This is a genomic window from Amycolatopsis sp. FU40 (assembly GCF_021903635.1).
In the GTDB taxonomy this organism is placed as follows: Bacteria; Actinomycetota; Actinomycetes; order Mycobacteriales; family Pseudonocardiaceae; genus Amycolatopsis; species Amycolatopsis dendrobii.
Genome location: NZ_CP091381.1, coordinates 5,356,589 through 5,376,822 on the forward strand (window position 1 = coordinate 5,356,589; position 20,234 = coordinate 5,376,822).

17 protein-coding genes are annotated in these 20,234 nt (G+C 69.7%); 10 read left to right on the forward strand and 7 right to left on the reverse strand.

Annotated elements, in window-relative coordinates; all coding sequences use genetic code 11:
- Positions 1 to 3: 3 nt before the first annotated feature.
- The 4 genes from L3Q65_RS25480 to L3Q65_RS25495 all read right to left on the reverse strand — a co-directional run bounded on the left by L3Q65_RS25480 (position 4) and on the right by L3Q65_RS25495 (position 5,811).
- Positions 4 to 1,005 (reverse strand): amidohydrolase family protein, encoded by a 1,002-nt coding sequence (locus L3Q65_RS25480; RefSeq protein WP_182891389.1) that lies wholly within the window; start codon positions 1,003 to 1,005, stop codon positions 4 to 6.
- A gap of 17 nt (positions 1,006 to 1,022) precedes the next feature.
- Positions 1,023 to 2,477 (reverse strand): 4-hydroxyphenylacetate 3-hydroxylase family protein, encoded by a 1,455-nt coding sequence (locus tag L3Q65_RS25485; protein WP_182891388.1) that lies wholly within the window; start codon positions 2,475 to 2,477, stop codon positions 1,023 to 1,025.
- A 151-nt stretch (positions 2,478 to 2,628) separates the two neighbouring features.
- A complete protein-coding gene (locus L3Q65_RS25490) occupies positions 2,629 to 4,077 on the reverse strand; it encodes an aldehyde dehydrogenase family protein (RefSeq protein ID WP_182891387.1) in 1,449 nt (482 codons plus the stop codon).
- Between the two features lie 123 nt (positions 4,078 to 4,200).
- Positions 4,201 to 5,811, reverse strand: coding sequence for a thiamine pyrophosphate-binding protein (locus L3Q65_RS25495; protein WP_237596851.1), 1,611 nt, complete (start codon positions 5,809 to 5,811; stop codon positions 4,201 to 4,203).
- Between the two features lie 137 nt (positions 5,812 to 5,948).
- On the opposite strand from L3Q65_RS25495, the gene L3Q65_RS25500 reads away from it, so the two are divergent.
- Positions 5,949 to 6,857: an SAM-dependent methyltransferase gene (locus L3Q65_RS25500; protein ID WP_182891385.1), complete on the forward strand. Its 909-nt coding sequence runs from the start codon at positions 5,949 to 5,951 to the stop codon at positions 6,855 to 6,857.
- A 360-nt stretch (positions 6,858 to 7,217) separates the two neighbouring features.
- Positions 7,218 to 8,912, forward strand: a complete 1,695-nt coding sequence (locus L3Q65_RS25505; protein WP_182891384.1) for a bifunctional diguanylate cyclase/phosphodiesterase — start codon at positions 7,218 to 7,220, stop codon at positions 8,910 to 8,912.
- On the opposite strand, the gene L3Q65_RS25510 is transcribed toward L3Q65_RS25505, so the two are convergent.
- A complete protein-coding gene (locus tag L3Q65_RS25510; RefSeq protein WP_237596852.1) occupies positions 8,913 to 9,434 on the reverse strand; it encodes a phosphoribosyltransferase family protein in 522 nt (173 codons plus the stop codon).
- A 48-nt stretch (positions 9,435 to 9,482) separates the two neighbouring features.
- Complete coding sequence (locus tag L3Q65_RS25515; RefSeq protein ID WP_182891382.1) at positions 9,483 to 9,881, reverse strand: VOC family protein; 399 nt, start codon at positions 9,879 to 9,881, stop codon at positions 9,483 to 9,485.
- A gap of 84 nt (positions 9,882 to 9,965) precedes the next feature.
- Here L3Q65_RS25515 and L3Q65_RS25520 point away from each other — a divergent pair, with 84 nt between their 5' ends.
- The gene (locus L3Q65_RS25520) at positions 9,966 to 10,964 is read left to right on the forward strand and encodes a YafY family protein (protein WP_182891381.1); all 999 of its coding nucleotides are present in this window, start codon (positions 9,966 to 9,968) and stop codon (positions 10,962 to 10,964) included.
- Here L3Q65_RS25520 and L3Q65_RS25525 read toward each other — a convergent pair.
- Positions 10,907 to 11,326: a MarR family winged helix-turn-helix transcriptional regulator gene (locus tag L3Q65_RS25525; protein WP_237596853.1), complete on the reverse strand. Its 420-nt coding sequence runs from the start codon at positions 11,324 to 11,326 to the stop codon at positions 10,907 to 10,909. The two genes, L3Q65_RS25520 and L3Q65_RS25525, sit on opposite strands and share 58 nt — an antisense overlap.
- A gap of 67 nt (positions 11,327 to 11,393) precedes the next feature.
- Between L3Q65_RS25525 and L3Q65_RS25530 the strand changes: the two genes are divergently transcribed.
- The 7 genes from L3Q65_RS25530 (at position 11,394) to L3Q65_RS25560 (ending at position 20,157) form a co-directional block, all read left to right on the forward strand.
- Positions 11,394 to 12,155 carry an alpha/beta fold hydrolase gene (locus L3Q65_RS25530; protein WP_182891379.1) on the forward strand — a complete coding sequence of 254 codons (762 nt, stop codon included), beginning with the start codon at positions 11,394 to 11,396 and terminating at the stop codon, positions 12,153 to 12,155.
- A 346-nt stretch (positions 12,156 to 12,501) separates the two neighbouring features.
- Complete coding sequence (locus tag L3Q65_RS25535) at positions 12,502 to 14,580, forward strand: hydantoinase/oxoprolinase family protein (RefSeq protein ID WP_237596854.1); 2,079 nt, start codon at positions 12,502 to 12,504, stop codon at positions 14,578 to 14,580.
- Positions 14,577 to 16,289 carry a hydantoinase B/oxoprolinase family protein gene (locus L3Q65_RS25540; protein ID WP_237596855.1) on the forward strand — a complete coding sequence of 571 codons (1,713 nt, stop codon included), beginning with the start codon at positions 14,577 to 14,579 and terminating at the stop codon, positions 16,287 to 16,289. Before L3Q65_RS25535 ends, L3Q65_RS25540 begins: the two co-directional genes overlap by 4 nt.
- A gap of 40 nt (positions 16,290 to 16,329) precedes the next feature.
- The gene (locus tag L3Q65_RS25545) at positions 16,330 to 17,658 is read left to right on the forward strand and encodes an MFS transporter (RefSeq protein ID WP_182891376.1); all 1,329 of its coding nucleotides are present in this window, start codon (positions 16,330 to 16,332) and stop codon (positions 17,656 to 17,658) included.
- The gene (locus tag L3Q65_RS25550) at positions 17,655 to 18,206 is read left to right on the forward strand and encodes a cysteine hydrolase family protein (protein ID WP_182891375.1); all 552 of its coding nucleotides are present in this window, start codon (positions 17,655 to 17,657) and stop codon (positions 18,204 to 18,206) included. Before L3Q65_RS25545 ends, L3Q65_RS25550 begins: the two co-directional genes overlap by 4 nt.
- The gene (locus tag L3Q65_RS25555) at positions 18,185 to 19,366 is read left to right on the forward strand and encodes a glycine C-acetyltransferase (protein ID WP_237596856.1); all 1,182 of its coding nucleotides are present in this window, start codon (positions 18,185 to 18,187) and stop codon (positions 19,364 to 19,366) included. Before L3Q65_RS25550 ends, L3Q65_RS25555 begins: the two co-directional genes overlap by 22 nt.
- Positions 19,363 to 20,157, forward strand: a complete 795-nt coding sequence (locus tag L3Q65_RS25560; RefSeq protein WP_237596857.1) for an SDR family NAD(P)-dependent oxidoreductase — start codon at positions 19,363 to 19,365, stop codon at positions 20,155 to 20,157. The genes L3Q65_RS25555 and L3Q65_RS25560 overlap by 4 nt, the downstream gene beginning before the upstream one ends.
- The last annotated feature ends 77 nt before the right edge of the window (positions 20,158 to 20,234 follow it).

Genomic DNA, 20,234 nt, shown 5'->3' on the forward strand with positions numbered 1-20,234 from the left:
CCCTCAGAGCTGGAAGAGCGCGCGGGCGTTGTTCTCGAGGACGTCGGCGCGCTCCTTTTCGCCGAGCCAGGCGATGTCGTCGATGAGCAGGTGGATGTCGTCGAACCAGCGGCCGGTCTCCGGGTCGATCTGCGAGCCGGTGCCCGGTTTCTCCGAGCCGAACAGCACGCGGTCGGTGCCGACGACCTTCATCAGCAGCTCCAGGCTGTCCTGGGTGTACAGGCAGGAGTCGAAGTGCAGCCTGCGCAGTTTGTCCAGATAGGACACTCCGGTGCGCACCACCGACGGCAGGAACCGGCCCACCTGATACGGAATCGCGCCGCCCCCGTGCGACACGATCACCTTGAGGTCCGGGAAGTCCTTCAGCACTCCTGAGTTCACGAGGCTCCACACCGCGATGGTCTCTTCCTGGATGAAATGCAGGCTGTACGGCTCACGCGCGGGCGGCTTGCATCCGGCGGCGTGCAGCAGCACCGGCACGTCGAGTTCGCACAGCACCTCATACACCGGGTACCAGTAGCGGTCTCCGAGCGCGAGCGGGGTTTCCGTGCCCTCATAAGGGTCGGTGTTGAGCATCGCGCCGACGAAGCCGAGTTCGGTCACCGTGCGGCGCAGTTCGGCGGTCCAGTCCCGAGGCGTCAGGTCCGGGCTCTGCGGGAGTCCGGCGACGCCCTTGAAGCGGCCGGGAAACAGCTCGGTCGCGCGGTGGATGAGGTTGTTGGTCTCCTCGGTGAACCACTGCACGAGCTTGGCCGGCCGTTCGCTGTGCATCATCTGGAACGGGCGGGGCGAGATCATCTGCAGGTCGATCCCGGCACCGTCGAGGTGCGCGAGATGAGAGATGTCGCCGAAGCTCGGGTGCGGGTGGTGATACGCGGCGGCGAGCGCGTCGTCGCTGATGGCCGGGGGCTTGCCGCCGTGCGCGCCGCGGTGCGAAAGCAGCGAGGCTTTCCAGGCGTAGTAGGCGTCCGGCGCGGACATGTGGCCGTGGACGTCGATGATCACGGGCTGCTCCTTGCGTCTCAGACGAGCGGCTTGCTGATGAGTTCGTCGACGCGCGCGTCCGTCGCCGACGTGTCGTAGAAGCGCAGCAGCCGGGTGCGGCCGGCGCCGGGGTCGCCGCGGTGCAGGTACTCGTAAAGTTCCTGGCGCATCCCGAAACTCGAGCCGGCGAGCTCCCAGCCGAGCCGGAACAGCCGCGCCTTCTCCGCCGCGCCGATGTCGTGGCCGCGCATGTAGAGGTCCAGGAACGGGCGCAGTTCCGGGTTCGCCAGGTCGGCTTCGGTCGGCTGCATGATGAGGCCGGACGCGGCGACCTGGCGCAAGATCTGAACCATCCGCGCTGAGATGTCAGCCGACCAGAAGCCGACGCCGTTGGTATTGCTCGGCGCGAGGTGCCCGCCCGGCGTCACGACAGCGGCGGCCTCCGCGCCCTTGATCGCCAGTTCGAGCGTCTGGACGTAAGAGATGAGTTCGCCCAGCTGTTCCTGGATGCCGCGGAAGGTGTCCACGCCGATGGAGTGCGCGAGTTTCTTCGCGACCGAGGTGAAGAACTTCATCCGGGCGAGGAAGCGGATGTGTGTGCTCTGCAGGCTCCAGACGTTGATCCGGCCGAGGCCCTTGAGCGCGCGCAGGGAGTCGCCGAGCAGGAAGATGCGTTCGCGCGGAAGGAAAACGTCGTCGAAGAACAGCATCGCGTCCTGTTCGTCGTACCGGTTGCCGAGCGGGTGCGAGTGCCCGCTCTCCGGTGCGCCGAGCGGTTCGCGCAGCAGGATCTTCAGGCCCGGCGTGTTCATCGGCAGCGCGAACCAGATGACGAAGTCCTCCGCGCCGCGGGCAGCGGTGACGCCGTTGAGGTACACCAGCACCTCGTGGGAGAACGGCGCGAGAGTGGCGAGTTGCTTCGCACCGCGCAGAATTACGCCGTCCTCGCGCTCCTCCACGACGCGCAGGGCGAGATCCGGATCGTCGAGCGGACTGGCGCTGCGGTCGATCTGCGGGTCGCCGAGAGCGTGGGTCAGGACGAGGTCGTGTTCCATCGCGAACCGGCGGTAATCCCGGGCGTTCTGGCCGAAACCCGCGCGGTTCTGGTCGAGTTCGTCGGCGTAATCGGCGAGTCCGGCCGCGACATTCGACATGAAGTCGGGAGAACGGCCGAGCTGCCCCAGACTTTCCCGCATCCACCATTCCGACGCGGCGAATTTGGCGCGCAATTCCTCCGGGGTCTTCGGCAGCGAAAACGCGTAGCTGACCTCGTTGCCGGTCTCCTCGGACTTGAACAGGGTCGCCGCCCGCCCCTCGGGGGTGGCGAACCGCAGGTCGAGCAGCCGGGCGAACTCGTCGACGGTCGGCTTGAGCGCGGGGTGTTCGGCGACGTTCCCGATGCGCTTGCCGTCGAGCCAGACCTCGCGGCCGTCGTTCAGGCTCTTTTTGTACTGTTCGCCGGTGAGCGCCCCGGTGGCACCGGAAATGTCCATGTACTCCGACTCCTTTGGCTGTGACGGGCCCGCACCGGGCGACGATTCGAAGCTACGGAAATCGCGGCGCCGGGGAATCGGTCCGCTGCGGGAATCTCCGCGGCGGACCTCCGACACCGTGTAGGAAAGTCCGACGCGGTGTCGGAACCGCTTACGACTGGATCGTCGGGACCGTCACCCATTGCCAGTAGGTGAACTCGTCCAGATTCCAGTGCCCGCCGTGCCGTCCGCCGTTGCCGGACGCGCCGAGGCCGCCCATCGGGATGTGCGCGGCGTCGTAGATGGTCTGGCCGTTGAGGGCGACCATCCCGGCCCGCAACCGGGACGCGAAACCGAGGGCGCGCGCGACGTCGCGGCTGTGGATCGCCGCGGACAGGCCGTATTCGGTCGCGTTGGCGAGTTCGAGCGCTTCTTCTTCGGTCGAGAACCGGGTTACCGGGGCGACCGGGCCAAAGATCTCACTTCGGAAAGCTGCGTTGTCAACTGTTACGCCGTCGAGCACGGTCGGCTGGTAGAACGCGCCGTCGTGCGTGGCCCCGTGCACGACCCGCGCGCCGTCGGAGACCGCGGCCTCGACGATGCCGTGCACCCGCTCGGCCTGCGCGGTCGTGATCAGCGGACCGAGCGTCGTCCCGGGAGTCTTCGGATCGCCGAGCCGCAGTTTCTCCGCTGCCGCTTTGAGCCGCGCGACGTATTCGTCGGCGATGCTTTCGTGGACGAGATGCCGTCCGGTCGCCATGCAGATCTGGCCCTGGTGCCGGAAAGTTCCGCCGGCTCCAGCGGCCACCGCGCGGTCGAGGTCCGCGTCGGCCAGAACGATGAACGCGTTGTTGCCGCCGAGTTCGAGCACCACCCGCTTGAGCAGGCCGCCCGCGATCTCGCCGACCCGGCGGCCCGCGGCGGACGAGCCGGTGAACGAGACCGCGTTCGTGTGCGGCGAACGCACCACCGCCTCGCCGGTCGCCGCACCGCCGGGCAGTACGTGCACCACGCCGTCCGGCAGACCGGCTTGTCCGAAGACGCGCGCGAGCACCGCACCGCCGGAGAACGCGGTCTTCGCGTCCGGTTTGACCAGCACCGCATTGCCCAGCGCGAGCGCCGGCGCGACCGAACGCATGGCGAGCATCAACGGCGCGTTCCAGGGCGCGATCACCCCGACGACGCCGACCGGGATCCGCCGAGCCAATCCCAGCGTCGCCGGGTCTTCCACCGGAAGCAGATCGCCCTGCGACATCGTGACCAGTCCGGCCCCGGCGATCAGTTCGTCGATCGCTTTGTCGACTTCGTGCTTCGCCTTGGCCGGAAGCGAGCCGCTTTCACGCACGAGCACGTCCTCGACGTCAGCGCGGATGTCGCGCAAGGCGTCCGCGGCCCGGGTGAGGACGTCGGCCCGCTCGCGGTACGACGCGCGGCCCCACTCGGCTTGCGCTTGCGCGGCGCGTGCTCCGGCCCGTTCGACGTCGTGCTGGTCGGCGATGCCAGCCAGACCCACTTTCCCGCCGTCGCCCGGTGAGACAACCGGTTCCGTGCCGCCCCCTCCGGTACGCCAGCCGCCGGAGTAGATATGCCCGTCTGCCTCGCTGAGATCCCATCGGGCCATGTGCGTCGCCTGCCAATCCTGGTGCGGGTGCGGAGATCGCCGCGATGCTAGGTCGGCGCGAGCCCTCGGTTCATCGCCTCGGCGACGCAAATCCCGCGCCCGCGACTGAACACGGTGTCGGAATCACTGCCACAGCTGGTCGTTCACACGGACCTCGATCAACCGAGGTCCGTCCTCCGGCCCCGCTTCCTCGGCGAGAGCGGCCCGCAGCCCAGCGGCCCCGTCGACCGTCGTCGCCTTGATGCCGAACGCGGTCGCCAGCGCGGCGATCTCCACGCCGCTGATGTCAGTGAGCGGATAGTCCGCCCGCTCACCTCCGCTTTTCCGCATCCCGGCGACCACTGCTTGGTACTTCCCGTTGTTCACCACGAGATAGGTCACCGGCAGCCGGTAGCGCGCCACGGTCCAGAACGCGGGCACGCCGAACTGGATCACGCCGTCGCCGACCACCGCGAGCACGCGCTCGCGTCGCGCCATCGCCACACCCGCCGCAGCGCCCATTCCCCAGCCAAGCGAACCGCTCGCAGTGGCGAACAGCGAATCCGCTCGCGTGCGCTGGAGAAACCGCAGCAACGGCAGCGTCGAGGTGACCGCGTCGAGGACCAGCAGCCGTTGCCCGCCAATGACATCTGCGAGGGTGCGCATCGCCGCCGCAGCACTGAATTCCCCGTCCAGCGGGACTTCAGCCGCCCAGCGAGCTCGCCGGTCCTCGCTGTCCTTGAGCACCCGGGCAGGCCATTCGCTCCGCGAAGGCGCGCGGACTCCTTCAGCCAGTCCGCGCAGCGCCGCCGCGGTATCGCCGACCACCGCCCCGGCTGGGACATACCGACGGCCGGGCTCGGCGGCGTCTTCGGAGAGATGCAGGATCGGGACGCCGGACGGCAGCGCCGCGACCTCGGCCGAGAACTCCAGCGGCGTCGGCATGCCCGCCAGCACCAGCAGGTCTGCTTCCGCCGGCATCGGCGCGCGAGGATCGAACAATCCGGCGTACAACGGATGATCCGTGCGGAAGGACCATCGTTCGAGGTCGCGCCGGGACTCCACGAACACCGGTGCGCCGAGCCGCTCGGCCAACCGCGCCAAATCCGCCTCGGCCCTGCGCCGGCCGACGTCCGATCCCGCGACGATCACCGGCCGTCGTGCCGCATCGAGCAGTGCGCTCGCGTGCCGGACCGCCTCCTCGGCCGGGCCCTGCCGCGCACCCCAGCGGACCGGTGGCGCGACACCAGGTTCCGCGGCCAGATGGTCTTGCGGGATCGTGAGAATCGCCGGTTGCTCCGGGATCACCGTGGTATGCCACAGCGTCCGGCTGACATCTTCAAGCAGGTCCTCGGCGCGGAGGTTCTGCCAGGCATGCCCCACGTAGGGCGCGGCTGTTTCGAGCAAACGCGGCGCAGTCGTCAGCGCGCGGTGCGGGAGTGTCGCCGTTCCCTTGATCCCGGCGAGAATCGCGACGCTGCTACGCGCGACTTGTGCCGCGTACAGATGCGCCAAGCCGTTCGCGACCCCGACGTTCGTGTGCAGGTAGGCGACACCGATCCGACCCGAGGCACGCGCGTAGCCGTCGGCCATGGACACCGAGATCGCCTCGTGGGTGGTCAGCACGAACTCGGGTCCGCCCGGTCTGGTGGCAAGAGCGTCGAGCACTGGTATCTCACTCGTGCCGGGACAGCAGAAAACGTGCTCGACTCCCCACTGCGCCAAGGTTTCCAGCAACCGCACAGCAGCCGTCATGCCCTGGCACGCTACGCAGCGCGCCGGGTCGGGCGCTTCGACGCGGCGCCGGAAGAAACTGGGCGGACTGTGCGACACGGTGTCGGGATCGGAGTAGGTTGCGGATCTCGGCACCCGGCGAAAGGCAAGGCGGCGCAATGACTTCTGCCCGGCACGACGGAGACACCTGGGACCTGGCGTCCAGCGTCGGAGCGACCGCGACGATGGCCGCGGCGGCGCGGGCGATCGCGACCCGCGAGGACAGCACACTGTTCTCGGACCGGTTCGCCGAACCGCTCGTCCAGGCAGTCGGCGTCGACCTGCTCGCCAAACTGGCGTCCGGCGAGACCGAGCCGGGTGCTCTGGTCGGGCAGATCTGGATCGACGCGGCCAAGATCCGCGGCAGGTTCTACGACGAGTTCTTCCTCGACGCGGCCGCCGCGGGCATCAGCCAGGCCGTGATCCTGGCGTCCGGATTGGACTCCCGTTCGTACCGGCTGCCCTGGCCGAACGGAACCGCGGTGTACGAGATCGACCAGGAGCCGGTGGTCGAATTCAAGGCCCGCACCCTGGCCGGCCTTGGCGCCGTGCCCACCGCCGACCGGCGGCCGGTCGCCGTCGACCTGCGCGAAGACTGGCCCGCCGCCCTGCGCGCCGCCGGTTTCGACCCGGCCCAGCCGACCGCGTGGAGCGCCGAAGGCCTGCTCGGCTACCTGCCGCCCGAAGCGCAAGATCGCTTGCTGGACACCATCACCGAACTGAGCGCGCCGGGAAGCCGCGTCGCCACCGAAAACCGGCCCAACCCGCGCCCCGGCGACGAGGCCAAGACGAAGGAACGCCTCGACCGCATCTCCGAACAATGGCGCGGCGAGGGTTTCGACACCGACATGACGAGGTTGCGCTACTTCGGCGAGCGCAACGAGGCGGGTCCGTATCTGAGCGGGCTCGGCTGGACGGTGCACGGAAGCACGGTCCGGGAACTGCTCGCGGCCAACGGTCTCCCGCCGCTGCAAGACGACGATCTGCGCATGGGCGACCTTCGGTACATCCGCGGTGTCCTGGCCTAGCGCCTCGGCGCGCCGTGAGGGACTCTGATTCGTTCAGGGCGGCCCTCGCGAATATCAAGAACCGGCCACGTGGCAACAAACCGGGCATTTCACGGATCCTGGCGCACCCGGCAGTAAACGCCGACCCCCTCGCCGCAGCCGCCTCGCTCCAGTGGCCGAGCCGTCACGCCTGGTCAGCGCCCTGCGTAGCCGGTTTGTGATGGTAGTCACGGGCCATACCGGGAGTTTGTTCCGCGCGGTCGCGAATCCCAAGCACAGCACCCGATCCCGAAGACTTTTCCGGTTCAGCCGCCGACTGGGCAGGTCAACGGGAGATAACGGTTTCATGGAGATCCGTGCGTTCCAGGCGAGGATCTGCGTGTGCTCGCCCCCGCCGACCAGGTTCGTTTCGCCTTCGAGCCGCTGTACAGCCTCTACAGCGGCTCGGCTGTCGCAGTCGAAGCGGTCGGGCATCCGGGCGCCGGCTGGGTACAGGATCTCCTCGACGCGGCGGGCGACCAGGCCCAGCTGATCGACGCCGACCTCGACCTCGTGGCACGCGCGGCCGCGGCGGTCCCGCCGAACGCGGCCGGGGTGTCCCTGCACCTGAACCTGAGCGCCAGCGCCGCCGGCGCGCCCGCCGAGCGGTTCATCCCGCTGCTCCAGACCCTGGAACGCACCGGCCGCCGGGCCGCCGACGTCGTGCTGGAAATCACCGCTCCGCTCGCGATCCCGAATCCGGGAACCCTGCTGCAGGGCCTGAACCGGCTCCGCGACCTGGGCTTCCGGCTGGCCTTCGACCGGCTCGGCGCGGCAGGCCTGCCGATGAACCTGCTCGCCGAAGCGCCGATCGAGATGATCAAGCTGGACCGCGCGACGCTGCGCCGGCTCCCGTCGAACGCGGCGACCGTCGCGCTCGTCGAGGCGCTGGTGCAGTTCGCCGCGCAAACCGACCTGCGGCTCGTCGCGACCGGGATCGAGAACGACGCGGAGCTCGACCTCGCCCGGCGCTCCGGAATCCGCCTGGTTCAAGGGAATCTGTTCGCGACCGCCGCTCCCGAGCGAGTGCTGCCCGCCGCCGAACGCGGCGACCAGCCGGGCGCCGCGGCCGTTTCGCCCGCCGCCGGACTGCGGATCCCGGAATTCCTCCGCCAGGCCAAGACCCTCCCGGACGACGCGACGTGCGACGACGTCCACGCGATCCTGTCCGCCGAGCACGCGCCGAAGGCCATCGTCGGGCTCGACCAGCAGGCGCGTCCACAGTGGACGATCGACCGGATGCGGTTCCTGCTCGCGGTGACCGGCCGGTACGGGCACGCGTTGTATTCCGGGAAGCCCGCCGCGAAACTGGCCGGCCCGCCGCGGCTGGTCCGGATCGACACCGGCACCCGGGAACTGCTCGAGCTCATCGCCGACGGCGGAGCCGAGAACAGCGGCGACGACCTCGTCGTGACCGACAAGTCCGGCCGTTACCAGGGCGTGGTGCGGCCGAACGAGGTGATGCGCCGGATGGCCGCGGTGAAGGTCGAGGCCGCGGTCGCGCTCAACCCGCTGACCCGGCTGCCCGGCAGCGACGCGATCGCACAGGACGTCGCCCGCCGGGCAGGAGCCGGACGGCCGTTCGTCGTGGCCTGGCTGGACATCGACCACTTCAAACGGCTCAACGACACCGCCGGGTTCGCCGCGGGCGACGACCTGATCCGCGCCATCGGCCGGGGGCTGACCGACCACGCCCGGCGGCTCGGCGACGTCACCGTCGGCCACGTCGGCGGCGACGATTTCCTGGTCGTGTGCGGCGTCGAAGACATCACGGCCCTCGCCGACGCCGTACTCGGCCACGACTGGTCCGCCGACGGGGTGCCGGTCACACTGTCCCTGGCGAGCCTCGTCCAGACCGGCGCGTCAACGGGTACGTATCGCGAAAGCGCCCGGCTGCTGGCTCCGTTGAAGAAGCAAGCCAAGGGGATCCTGGGCTCGAGCTGGGTCAACAGCTGGCCCGGTGCCGGACGGGCGCAGGTCCTCCGCGGCGGCAAGGAAACGAGCGGCCGGTCGCCGGAGCTGCTGCGCCAGCGTTAGTCACTCCTCCGGCAGTTCGTCCTTGGCCAGCAACGAATGCAGCCGCCCGAAGCGCGAGCGCAGCGCCGGGTCGAGCTGATCGACCAGCACCGCGCAGCCGACCAGCTCCGCGCCCGCCTCGCTCACCAGGTCGCGCACCGCCGACGCCTGGCTGCCCGTCTCGATCCAGTCGTCCACCAGCACCAGCCGGTCGCCGGGCGACAGCGCCGACCGCTGCATCCGCAGGACGTGTCGGAGACCCCGGTAGTCCGGGTCGGTTTCGCGGGTCAGCTTCTCGCCGGGGAACAGCCCGGCGGCCTTGCGGACCGCGGCGAACCCGACGCCCAGTTCCACCGCGACGGCGCCGCCGAGCAGGAAGCCGCGCGATTCGATCCCGCACACCGCGGTCACGCCCGCGTCCCGGAACGGCTCGGCCAGCGCCTTGACCACCTCGGCGAACGCGACGGCGTCCCGGAAAATCGGCCAGAGGTCGGCATGTCCGTCGACCCAGCGGAACCGGTCCAGCAGAAGCGCACGTGTCATGCGGCGATCCTGGCCGGTCGCCGGGCGTTCAGGCGAGGCGTTTTCCCGTTACCTGGCGAGCCGGGCGCGGGCCTGCTCGGTCTGCGGCGCGAACAGGTTGACCAGGTTGCCGTCCGGGTCGCGGAACAGCAGCGAACGGTTGCCCCACGGCATCGTCGTCGGCTCCTGGACGACCTCGGCGAGCAGCGGGCGGAGCCGCGCGAACTCCCGGTCGACGTCCTCGACCAGGAACTCCAGGATGACGGTCCGGTTCGATTGCGGCACCGCCGCGCCCGCGCTGAACAGCGCCATCGTCTCGGCGCTGCCGATCGCCAGCGTCGCGGCCGCGCCGGCGAACTCGGCGAACTGCTTCGCCGGACGGCTCGCCACGAGGCCGGTCACCTGCTCGTAAAAGGACGTCAGACGGTCGACGTCACCGGTGATGATGCGGACAGAAGTCACCTGCACGGCCACATTCCTCTCTGGTTGCTTGGCGGCCACGCTAGAAGCAATAGTGGACAGAATCCGCCCGGTATTGCGAGAATTCTCCGCATGACCCGGCCGATCGCCCGCGTGCTGGCGCTGCTGGAGATCCTTCAGGGCGGCGGCACCCGGACCGTCGCCGAACTCGCCGGGCGGCTGGACGTGGACGAACGCACCGTCCGCCGGTACGTCGAGCACCTGCTCGACCTGGACATTCCGGTCCGCTCCGTACGCGGCCGCTACGGCGGGTACCGGCTCGCCCCCGGCTACCGGATGCCGCCGCTCATGCTCACTGACGAAGAGGCGCTCGCGGTACTGCTCGGACTGGTCGCGGGACGGCGCGCGGGACTGGTCACCACGTCAGTCGCGGCTGCGGAGAGCGCGGTAGCGAAGGTCCGCCGGGTGCTGCCCGAAGCACTCGGCCGTCGCCTCGACGCCTTGCTGGAGGTCGCCGACTTCACCACGCCCGCCCGTCCCTCGCTCACTGCGGAGGCAGAGGTGCTCCTCGCGGTCGCGGAGGCAGCGCGCGACCAGCGTCCGGTCAAACTCGCCTACACCGCGGCGCACGGCCGAAGCAGCGAACGTGTCGTCGAGCCGTACGGTGTCGTGGCACATTCCGGGCGTTGGTATCTCACCGGCTTCGACTCAAGTGCCGGACAAGTGCGCACCTTCCGCGTCGACCGGATCGAGCGGGCCGAACCGCAGGACGGAACTTTCAGCGCCCCAACGGATTTCGACCCCGCCCACCAGGTGCTGACCGGCCTCGCCGAAGCACCGCACCGGCACGACATAGCAGTGCGGATCCGCGCGACCGCAGAGGAAATCCGCGCCGTGTTCCCGCCGTCCATCGCCATCCTGGAAGCCGATGACCGGTGGGTCCGCGCGCGAATCCGGGCCGAACGCCTCGACTGGATCCCGCCGCGGCTCGCCGCACTCGACCGCCCGTTCGTCATCGAGCGGCCGGACGCGCTCCGCGACCAGACGCGCGCCTTCGCCGACCGGCTGACCGGTTACGCCGGATCCTCCTCGAGCGCGACATCCAGCAACGCGCCCAGTTCATTGAGCTGAGCCGCCGAAAGCCGGCTGAACGACGTCTTCACCACGACGTCCACCAGTTCCTGTCCCGCCGCCCGCAGCTCCGCGCCCTTCTCCGTGAGCCGATGCCGCACCGCGCGACCCGGTCCCGGCACCCGCTCGATCAGGCCGCGATCGACCATTCGCGCGGCCAGCGTGCCGAAGGACTGGTCGGTCTGGAAGGTCAGCACGGCGAGGTCGTGCAGCGACGCATCCGGGTGATTGGCCAAGTGCCGCAAGGTATCCCACTGCACGAGCGACAGCCCGAGTGGCTGCAGCGCCTGGCTCAGCGCGCGGTGATGACGATGCTGCAGGCGCTTGACGGCCAGAGCGACGTCGGCGTGGCGGTACCTCATGGCCGGGGAGCCTACCCTCGTCCACCACAGGTTGCTTATATCAGCTTCCTTATATAAGGTTCCTGATATGACTTCTTCCCGGACACTCCAGTTCCCCTTGGCCGGACCGGTCGAGATCACTGTCGAAGACCACGACCGGACCCGGACATTCCTGCTGCTGCACGGCGGAGGCGGCGTCGCGACGATGGCCGGCTTCGCCGAGTTGCTGGCCGACCGCACCCGCTCGCGAGTCCTGCTGCCCACCCATCCCGGCTTCAACAGCACGCCGAAAGCCGCCGAACTCACCGACGTCACCGCGCTGGCCAAGGCGTACGTCGCACTGCTCGACCACCTCGACGTCTCGGACGTCACCGTGGTGGGCAACTCCTTCGGCGGCTGGCTGGCCGCGGAAATCGCCCTGCTGCACAGCCCGCGCGTCAGCCGCGCAGTGGTCGTCGACGGCATCGGCATCGAGGTCGCCGGGCATCCGCTGGCCGACGTCCGCGGCAAAACCGTCGCCGAAATCCAGCAATTCTCGTTCCATGACCCGGCGAAAGCGCCGGTCCCGCCCGCCGGCGGCACCGGCCCGAGCCCGGATGTCGCCGCACTGGTGGGCTATGCCGGCCCGGCGATGACCGACCCGACGCTGGCCGAGCGACTAGGCAAAGCGGACATCCCCGTCCACGTCCTCTGGGGCGAGAGCGATCGCATCGCCGACCCGCAGTACGGCAAGGCGTACGCCGCCGCGATCCGGGGCGCGACCTTCACCGTGCTTCCCCGCACCGGGCATCTGCCGCAGGTCGAAACCCCGGAGGAACTGCTCGACGCGGTGCTCGCCTTCGACGCATAACCACGGCGGAAGCCCTCCTGGCCGAGCGCTTCACCACGAACGACGCCACGGCCGCGACGCCCTCGCATCGAACCTCTGCCGCGCTCACCGCAGCTCCCCGGACCGCTTGTCACCCACGCTGCCGACCGCGACCTGACGAGCGACCGGAGGTGGCCGACCGAGCGGCAAGACCGTAAACCTCGCAGGTCCAGGCACTGAACCACGCCGCATCCGAGCGCCTCCGCACTACTTGCCGGCCACCTCTGCTACGACCAGTTCTGAATTAAAAAATGGCAACTGCTGCTTGCTGATATCTCAACTCAGTCCTACTGTGATCCCAGTCGCTCGCTGAACGAAGGAGATCGCAGTGCCTCGCAGTCACGATCCTCGACCGGCCGGCTGGCGGGTCGGCGCCGACATCGGCGGCACGTTCACCGACGTCATCGCGCTGGGCCCGGCAGGCGAGGTCGTCCCGATGAAGGTGCCGTCGACGCCGCCCGAGTACGGCGCGGGCGTCGTGACGGCGACGACCGCGGTGCTGGCCTCCGCTGGAACGCGACCGGAGTCAGTCGTCGCGATGCTGCACGGTACGACCGTGGCCACCAACGCGATCCTTTCGATGAGCGGCGTCCGGACCGCGGTGGTCACCACCCGGGGCTTCCGCGACGTGCTGGAAATCGGACGGCTGCGGCGTCCCGCGCTCTACGACCTCTCGTGGTCGAAGCCGCAGCCGCTGGCGCGCCGGAGGAATCGCTACGAACTCGACCAGCGCATCACGGCCGACGGGCAACTCTCCCCCGCGACCGACGCGGACGAAGTCCGGGCGCTGGCCGCACAACTGCGCGTGGACGGCATCGAGGCGATCGCCGTGTGCCTGCTCAATTCCTACGTCCGGCCGGACGAGGAGCGGCGGGTCGCCGAACTGCTGCGTGCCGAACTGCCGGAGGTCTACGTCACCGCGTCGGTCGACGTTTCCCCGCAGCCGCACGAATTCGAACGCACCAGCACGGCGACGGTCAACGCTTACGTCGGCCCGGCGGTGCACGGTTACCTCACCCGGCTGGAAGCGGGACTGCGCGCCGAAAACGTCCAGGCTCCGCTGCTGGTCATGCAGTCCAGCGGGGGTCTGCTCGACGCGGCTTCGGTCGCGCAACGGCCGGTGCAGATCATCGAGTCCGGCCCGGCCGCCGGGGTCACCGCGGTGCAGAAGCTCGCGCAGCTGATCGGTCTGTCCACAGTGGTCGCTTTCGACATGGGCGGAACCACGGCGAAGGCCTCGCTGATCGAGCACGGGGAACCGTTCGTCTCGGCGGATTACGAGGTCGGCGGCGGGATGAACGTGGCGCGCGGGCTCAGCTCCGGGGCCGGTTATCCGGTGCGGGCCCCGTCGATCGACATCGCGGAGGTCGGGTCCGGCGGCGGCAGCATCATCTCCGTCGACCCGGCGGGCGCGCTGCACGTCGGACCGGCGAGCGCCGGGTCCCGGCCGGGCCCGGCCTGCTATGGCCAGGGCGGCGCACTGCCGACCCTGACGGATGCCAACGTCACACTGGGATATCTCAGTCCGCAGTCTCTGGCAGGCGGCCGCGTCGCGATCCACCCGGACCTCGCCGAAAAGGCACTGTCCACAGTGGCCGGACGACTGGGCGACGACATCCCCGGAACGGCGCGCGGGGCATATCAGGTCGCCGTCTCTAGTATGACAACCGCGGTCAAAGCGGTGACCAGCGAACGAGGCAGGGATCCGCGAGAGGCCACCATGGTCGCGTTCGGCGGCGCGGGTCCGCTGTACGCCGCCGCGCTGGCCCGTGAACTGGGCATCGACACCGTGCTCGTACCGGTGCATCCCGGGCTCTTCAGCAGTCTCGGCCTGCTCGTCGCCGACACCGAACGCCACGAACTTTCGCCCTACCGCGCCGAATTCGCTGAGATACCAGCGCTCGCCGACGAATTCGCGCGGCTGTCCGCGAAGGTACGCGAGGAACTCGGCGAGGACGCGGCCGTGGACCGGCTGCTGGACATGCGCTACCGCGGACAGCGCTTCGAACTGCGGATCCGCGTCCCCGACGGCGAACTGACCGAGGACTTGCTCGCCGAAACCCGCGCCCGGTTCCACGCCGAGCACAAGCGCACTTACGGCCGCGCGGGCACCGACGACCTGGTCGAGCCCGTGAACCTCCGCGTGCGCGGCAAGCAGCCGACTCCAGTGTCCATTTCGGACGTACTGGCCCTGCCGGAGACCGAGAGCACGGCAGCGAAGACACGGGAATGCCGGTTCGCCGAAACAGTTTCCGCACCAGTCATCACCAGGTCCGCGCTCGGCGCCGAACCGACGGACGGACCGATGATCATCGAGGACATGGACGCCACCACCCTCGTCCCGCCCGGCGCGCAGGCGCACCGCGACCGGTTCAACAACATCGTGATCACCTGGAGTGCCGCATGATCCGCGACGCCGTGACGTTCGAGGTCTTCCGCAACGCCGTCACCGGGATCGCCGACGAAATGGCGATCACCATCCTGCGCACCGCGCATTCGCAACTCGTCGCGTCCAGCATGGACTTCTCCGCCGCGCTGTGCGACGCCCGCGGCCGGGTCATCGCGCAGGCGAACACGCTGCCGGTGCACCTCGGGTCCATTCCGGCCGCGATGGAAGCGATCTTCGCCGAGTTCGGCGACTCGGTCCGGCCCGGCGACCTCTACCTGCTCAACGACCCGTCGCTCGGCGGCATGCACCTGCCGGACATCTTCGCTGTTTCCCCGGTGTTCGCGGACGAAACGCTGCTCGGCTTCGCGGTCACTGTCGTCAACCACACCGACGTCGGCGGCTGGGCGGCCGGGTCGATGGCAGTCCAGTCCACTAATATCTTCGCCGAGGGAATTCAGATCCCACCGGCGCGGCTGATCGACGCGGACACCACGAACGAAACCTTCCTGCGCGTGCTGCTGCGCAACGTCCGCGAACCGGAACTCCTGCGCGGCGACCTGGAATCCCAGCTGGCCGCCTGCCACACCGGAGCCGAAGGACTGCGCGCCCTCGCCGCCCGCCACGGCGCCGAACGGCTCGCTGACCTGATCGACGAACTGCTCGACTACTCCGAAACGCTCCTGCGCGCCGCGCTCGCCGAAGCCGTGCCCGGCACGTACGAGTTCACCGACCACATCGACGACGACGGACTCGGCTCCGGGCCGATCCCGATCCGCGTCAAAGCGACGCTGTCGGACGCCGGGATCGAACTCGACTTCACCGGTTCCTCTCCGCAGGTCGGCTCCGCGCTCAACGCGACCGAATCGTTCACCCGCTCCGCCGCCTACGCCGCGCTGCAAGGCGTCCTCGCCTCCGACATCCCGGCAAACAGCGGGTTCTACCGCCCGTTCAGCTTCGTCATCCCGGAAGCGTCCATCCTCAATGGACAGCGCCCGGCCGCGCGCGGCGCCCGCGGGCTGGTCGGTTTCCGGATCATCGACGCGGTGCTCGGCGCCCTCGCGCCGGTGTTCCCGGACCGGGTGCCCGCCGCGGGCGAGGGCGGTCCGGACGGAATCGCGATCGGGCTGGTCGGACCGGACGGCGAATCCATGGTGCTGTGGGATCCGCTCGCCGGCGCGTGGGGCGCCCGGCCCGACCGCGACGGCGTCGACGGGATCAGCTCGCTGGGCGCGAACCTGACCAACACCCCGGTCGAAGAACTCGAACGCTCCGGCCACCTGCGCATCGACGGCTACGGCTACCTGCCCGACAGCGGCGGTGCGGGACGCTGGCGCGGCGGGCTCGCGACGTTCCGCGACATGACGCTGCTGGCCTCCGAGGCCAGCGTGCAGATCCGGTCCGACCGGCGGAAGTTCCTGCCGTACGGGCTGGCCGGCGGCGCGCCGGGAACCCCGTCGCTCAACGTCCTCGACCAAGGCGGTCCGGGAGAACGCGTGCTGGCGTCCAAACCGCATTTCGCCATGACCGCAGGCACCCGGCACCGGCACGTGACCGCGGGCGGGGGCGGGCACGGACATCCGTTCGGCCGGGAGCCGGAGCGGGTGCTCGAAGACGTCCTGGACGGCAAGGTCACCCGCGAGGGGGCTGCCCGGGACTACGGCGTCGTCATCGACGACGGGGGGATCGACCAGGTCGCCACCGCTGCCATACGAGGCGGGGCGCGCTGACGCACCACCACTCCCATTCCCCGACAGATCGGACTTCGCCATGAGTTCCCATGTCGCCGCCGGCCGGAGCACTGTCGCACCGCGCACCTGGCGGAAAGCGGGCCTCCGGATCATCCCGCTGGTCGGCCTCGCCTACGTGGCCAGCTACATCGACCGCGCCAACGTCGGCTACCTCGCCGCCCCGATGTCGCGCGACCTGCACCTGAGCACCGGCCAGATCGGGCTCGCCGCCGGACTGTTCTTCATCGGCTACATCCTCGTCGAGGTGCCGAGCAACCTGGCGCTGCGACGGTTCGGCGCGCGGAAGTGGATCGCGCGCATCATGATCACGTGGGGCCTGGTCACCGCGGCCACCGCCGCGGTGAACTCGGCCGCGACGCTCTACCTGGCCCGGCTGCTGCTCGGGTTCGCCGAGGCCGGGCTCGCCGCCGGGATCCTGCTCTACCTGACCCTGTGGTTCCCGCGCCGCCAGCGGTCCTGGGCGTTGTCGGCGTTCTTCCTGATGACGCCGGTGGCTTCGATCATCGGCTCGCCGCTGGCCGCCGCGCTGCTCGAATGGGGCCAGCAACTGTTCGGCATCGCGGGCTGGCGGTCGCTGTTCCTCGTCGAGGGTCTGCTGACGGTGGTGGTCAGCATCCTGGTCTTCGTCTTCCTTCCCGACCGCCCGGCCACCGCGCGCTGGCTCGACGACGACGAGAAGGCGGCGATCGAGGCGACGCTGGCCGCGGAAGCCGAGGAACACCGGGCCCACGGCGCGCTTTCCGGGCTGCGCGAGGCGCTGACCAGCCGCCGGGTCTGGGTCATGGCCGTGACGTGGTTCGCCATCGCGTTCGGGCTCTACCCGCTCCAGTTCTTCCTGCCGACGATGCTCCGGTCCATCACGCACAGCATCGGCGGCGCCGGAGACGTCAGCAGCGTCTTGCTGTCCGCGATCCCGTACGCGGTGGCCTTGCTCGCGCTGCTGGTGTGGGCTCGGTTCGCGGCCCGGCGTACTGCAGTGACCGCCACTGCCATACCAATGGCGCTCGGTATTGTCGGCCTGCTGCTCGCGACGTTCACCAGCAGCGGCACGCTGTTCGTGATCGCGGTCTGCCTGAGCGTCTCCGGGATTCTGACCGCGATGCCGCAGTTCTGGCGGATCCCGGCGATCGGGCTGACCGGCGCGGCCGCCGCGTCCGGGATCGCGCTGATCAACTCGGTCAGCAACCTCAGCGGGTTCATCGGCCCGTACTTCACCGGCGCGGTCGCGTCGGCGACCGGCAGTTTCACCTATGCGCTGCTCGCGATCGCGATCATCATGACGGCAGGACTGGCCGCCCTGCTCACCACGGGGCGGCGGATGGAACGACTGGACGGGAACCTTTCATGACCACTGCACTGATCGTCGGCGACATCCAGCGGGGCATCACGGACGGCTACCCGTTCGCCCGCCAGGTCGTGCCGCCGCTCACCGGCCTGCTGCCGCGGGCCCGGAAGGCCGGCGTGCTCGTCGTCTTCGTGCACTTCGCCATGCGGGACAACGGAACCGACCTGCCCGGCGGCGCGCTGTACCGCTCGTTCTTCGACGCCGGGGACGCGTTCCACGAGGGTTCGCCGGGAACCGGACTCGCACTGCCGGTCAGCGCGGAAGACGTTGTCGTTCTGAAGCGCCGGGCCAGCGCGTTCGCCGGCACGGACCTCGACCTCGTGCTCCGTGCCCGGGGCGTCCGCGACCTCGCGGTCGCCGGGGTGGCGACCAGCGCGATGGTCACCGCCACCTGCTACGACGCGGCTGATCGCGGCTACCCGGTGACCGTGCTGCGCGACGGATGCGCGGACGGCGACCAGGACGTCAACGACTTCTTGCTGGACAAGGTCTTTCCCAGCCGGGGATTCGAGGTCGTGTCCTGCACCGAATGGATCGGAGATACCGCGTGAACACGGCGTTGCTCGACCGGCTGCGCACCGAACTCGATGGCCGCAGACCTCGGCGCGACCTCGTCGTTTCCGGTGCACAGGGCCCGACGGTGAGCGTGGACGGCGAGAAGCTGGTCAACCTCGCTTCCAACGACTATCTCGGTCTCGCTCAGTCTCCGGAAGTCCTTGCCGCGGCCCAGGAAACGATGCGCGGCCAAGGACTCGGCGTGGCCGCGGGCCGGGTGCTCTGCGGCACCCGGAATGTCCACAGTGCACTCGAGGCGGCCATCGCCGACCTGGTCGGCGCCGAGGACGCGGTGTTGTACGGCTCGTGCTTCGACGCGAACCTCGGCGTCTTCGCCGCTCTGTTCGGCCCGGACGACGTGATCTTCAGCGACGCGCTCAACCATGCCAGCCTGATCGACGGCATCCGGCTGGCACAGGCCCAGCGGCGGGTCTACGCCCACTCAGATCTCAACGAGCTGGAGCGATATCTCACTGAAAGCACGGAGGCACGGCACCGGCTGATCGTGACCGACGGTGTGTTCAGCATGGACGGCGACTTCGCGGCGCTCCCCCAGCTCGTCGAACTGGCACGCCGCTACGACGCGGTGCTGCTGGTCGACGATTCGCACGCGACCGGGGTCCTCGGCGGCGGCACCGCCGAACACTTCGGACTCCGCGATGAGGTCGACCTCGTCACCGGAACGCTCGGCAAGGCACTCGGCGGCGCGGCCGGAGGCTTCGTCGCCGGTCCGCGCGCGGTCACCGAAACCCTGCGCCAGGTTTCGCGGCCCTACATCTTCACCAACGCGATGGCTCCTCCGCTCGCAGCCGCCGCCTTGACCGCGATCCACCTTGCCGCTCGCCGCCCGGAGCTGCGGGAACGCTTGGCCGCCAACACTTCCTGGCTCCGCGCCGCGCTGCGGGATCTGGGGTACGAGGTGCTGCCCGGCGAACACCCGATCGTCCCGGTGATGCTGCGCGGTGGAACGCTCGCGGTTGAGATGGCAGCGGCGCTGCGACGGGAAGGTGTTCTCGTCTTCGCGCTCTCTCATCCAGTTGTCCCGGTTGGGGAAGAGCGGATCCGGGTGCAGGTCTCGGCCTCGCACACGCGGGAGCACCTCGAACAGGCAGCCGCCGCTTTCGGCCGGGTCCGCGGCCTGCTGGCGGCCGCATGAGCACCGTCGACGGCCTCCGCGCTCCGACCAGCACCGACAGCCGCGAACTCGCCGGCCGGGTCGCGATCGTGACCGGCGGAGCGAGCGGGATGGGCTTGGCCACAGTGCACGCGTTGGCCAGCCGGGGCGCGACAGTCACGGTATTCGACCCGGCCGCGCGCGACGTCGAGGAACTGGCGGCGACGCTGTCGGTCCCGGCAGAACGGCTTCAGTCGATCGCGGTGGACGTCACCGACGCGGATCGGGTCGGCCGCGCGTTCGACGCGGTGCTGGCCGGCCATACCCGGCTCGACATCCTGGTCAACGCGGCCGGTATCGCACCACCGACGGCGTTTGAAGATATCACCGAAGCCGAGTGGAATCGCGTGCTCGCGGTCAGCGTGCACGGGACGTTCCTGTGCTGCCAGCGCGCATTGCCCGCGATGCGGACCGGCGGCTGGGGCCGGATCGTCAATTTCTCGTCCACCGCGGGCAAAACGATCAGCACCGCGGGCGGCGCGCACTACACGACGGCCAAGCACGGCGTCCTCGGCCTCACCCGGCACCTCGCGAAGAACTACGGGCCGGACGGGATCACGGTCAACGCCGTCTGTCCCGGCCTGATCGACACCCCGATGGTCCGCGGCCTGCTTTCCGCGGCCGCGCTCGACGAAGCCACCCGATCGTTCCCGGTGCCGCGCGCCGGGCTGCCCTGGGAGGTCGCGGAACTCGTCGCGTTCCTCGCGTCCGACCGCGCGGCCTACATCACCGGCGCCGCGATCGACATCAACGGCGGCGACCTCATCGTCTGAGCTGTCCGCGCCGAAAACCCTTGCCAGCACTCAGCATCGGCGGCCGATGCTGCCTCACCCCCTGACCAGAAGGCGAG

What these genes read in the sequence shown, in the direction of transcription:
- L3Q65_RS25530 (WP_182891379.1), top strand. Translation starts at nt 11,394, where the DNA reads ATGACTTCTTCCCGGACACTCCAGTTCCCCTTGGCCGGACCGGTCGAG.
- L3Q65_RS25500 (WP_182891385.1), top strand. Translation starts at nt 5,949, where the DNA reads ATGACTTCTGCCCGGCACGACGGAGACACCTGGGACCTGGCGTCCAGC.
- L3Q65_RS25525 (WP_237596853.1), bottom strand. Translation starts at nt 11,326, where the DNA reads ATGAGGTACCGCCACGCCGACGTCGCTCTGGCCGTCAAGCGCCTGCAG.
- L3Q65_RS25490 (WP_182891387.1), bottom strand. Translation starts at nt 4,077, where the DNA reads ATGGCCCGATGGGATCTCAGCGAGGCAGACGGGCATATCTACTCCGGC.
- L3Q65_RS25485 (WP_182891388.1), bottom strand. Translation starts at nt 2,477, where the DNA reads ATGGACATTTCCGGTGCCACCGGGGCGCTCACCGGCGAACAGTACAAA.
- L3Q65_RS25545 (WP_182891376.1), top strand. Translation starts at nt 16,330, where the DNA reads ATGAGTTCCCATGTCGCCGCCGGCCGGAGCACTGTCGCACCGCGCACC.
- L3Q65_RS25550 (WP_182891375.1), top strand. Translation starts at nt 17,655, where the DNA reads ATGACCACTGCACTGATCGTCGGCGACATCCAGCGGGGCATCACGGAC.
- L3Q65_RS25555 (WP_237596856.1), top strand. Translation starts at nt 18,185, where the DNA reads ATGGATCGGAGATACCGCGTGAACACGGCGTTGCTCGACCGGCTGCGC.
- L3Q65_RS25495 (WP_237596851.1), bottom strand. Translation starts at nt 5,811, where the DNA reads ATGACGGCTGCTGTGCGGTTGCTGGAAACCTTGGCGCAGTGGGGAGTC.
- L3Q65_RS25540 (WP_237596855.1), top strand. Translation starts at nt 14,577, where the DNA reads ATGATCCGCGACGCCGTGACGTTCGAGGTCTTCCGCAACGCCGTCACC.
- L3Q65_RS25520 (WP_182891381.1), top strand. Translation starts at nt 9,966, where the DNA reads ATGACCCGGCCGATCGCCCGCGTGCTGGCGCTGCTGGAGATCCTTCAG.
- L3Q65_RS25510 (WP_237596852.1), bottom strand. Translation starts at nt 9,434, where the DNA reads ATGACACGTGCGCTTCTGCTGGACCGGTTCCGCTGGGTCGACGGACAT.
- L3Q65_RS25560 (WP_237596857.1), top strand. Translation starts at nt 19,363, where the DNA reads ATGAGCACCGTCGACGGCCTCCGCGCTCCGACCAGCACCGACAGCCGC.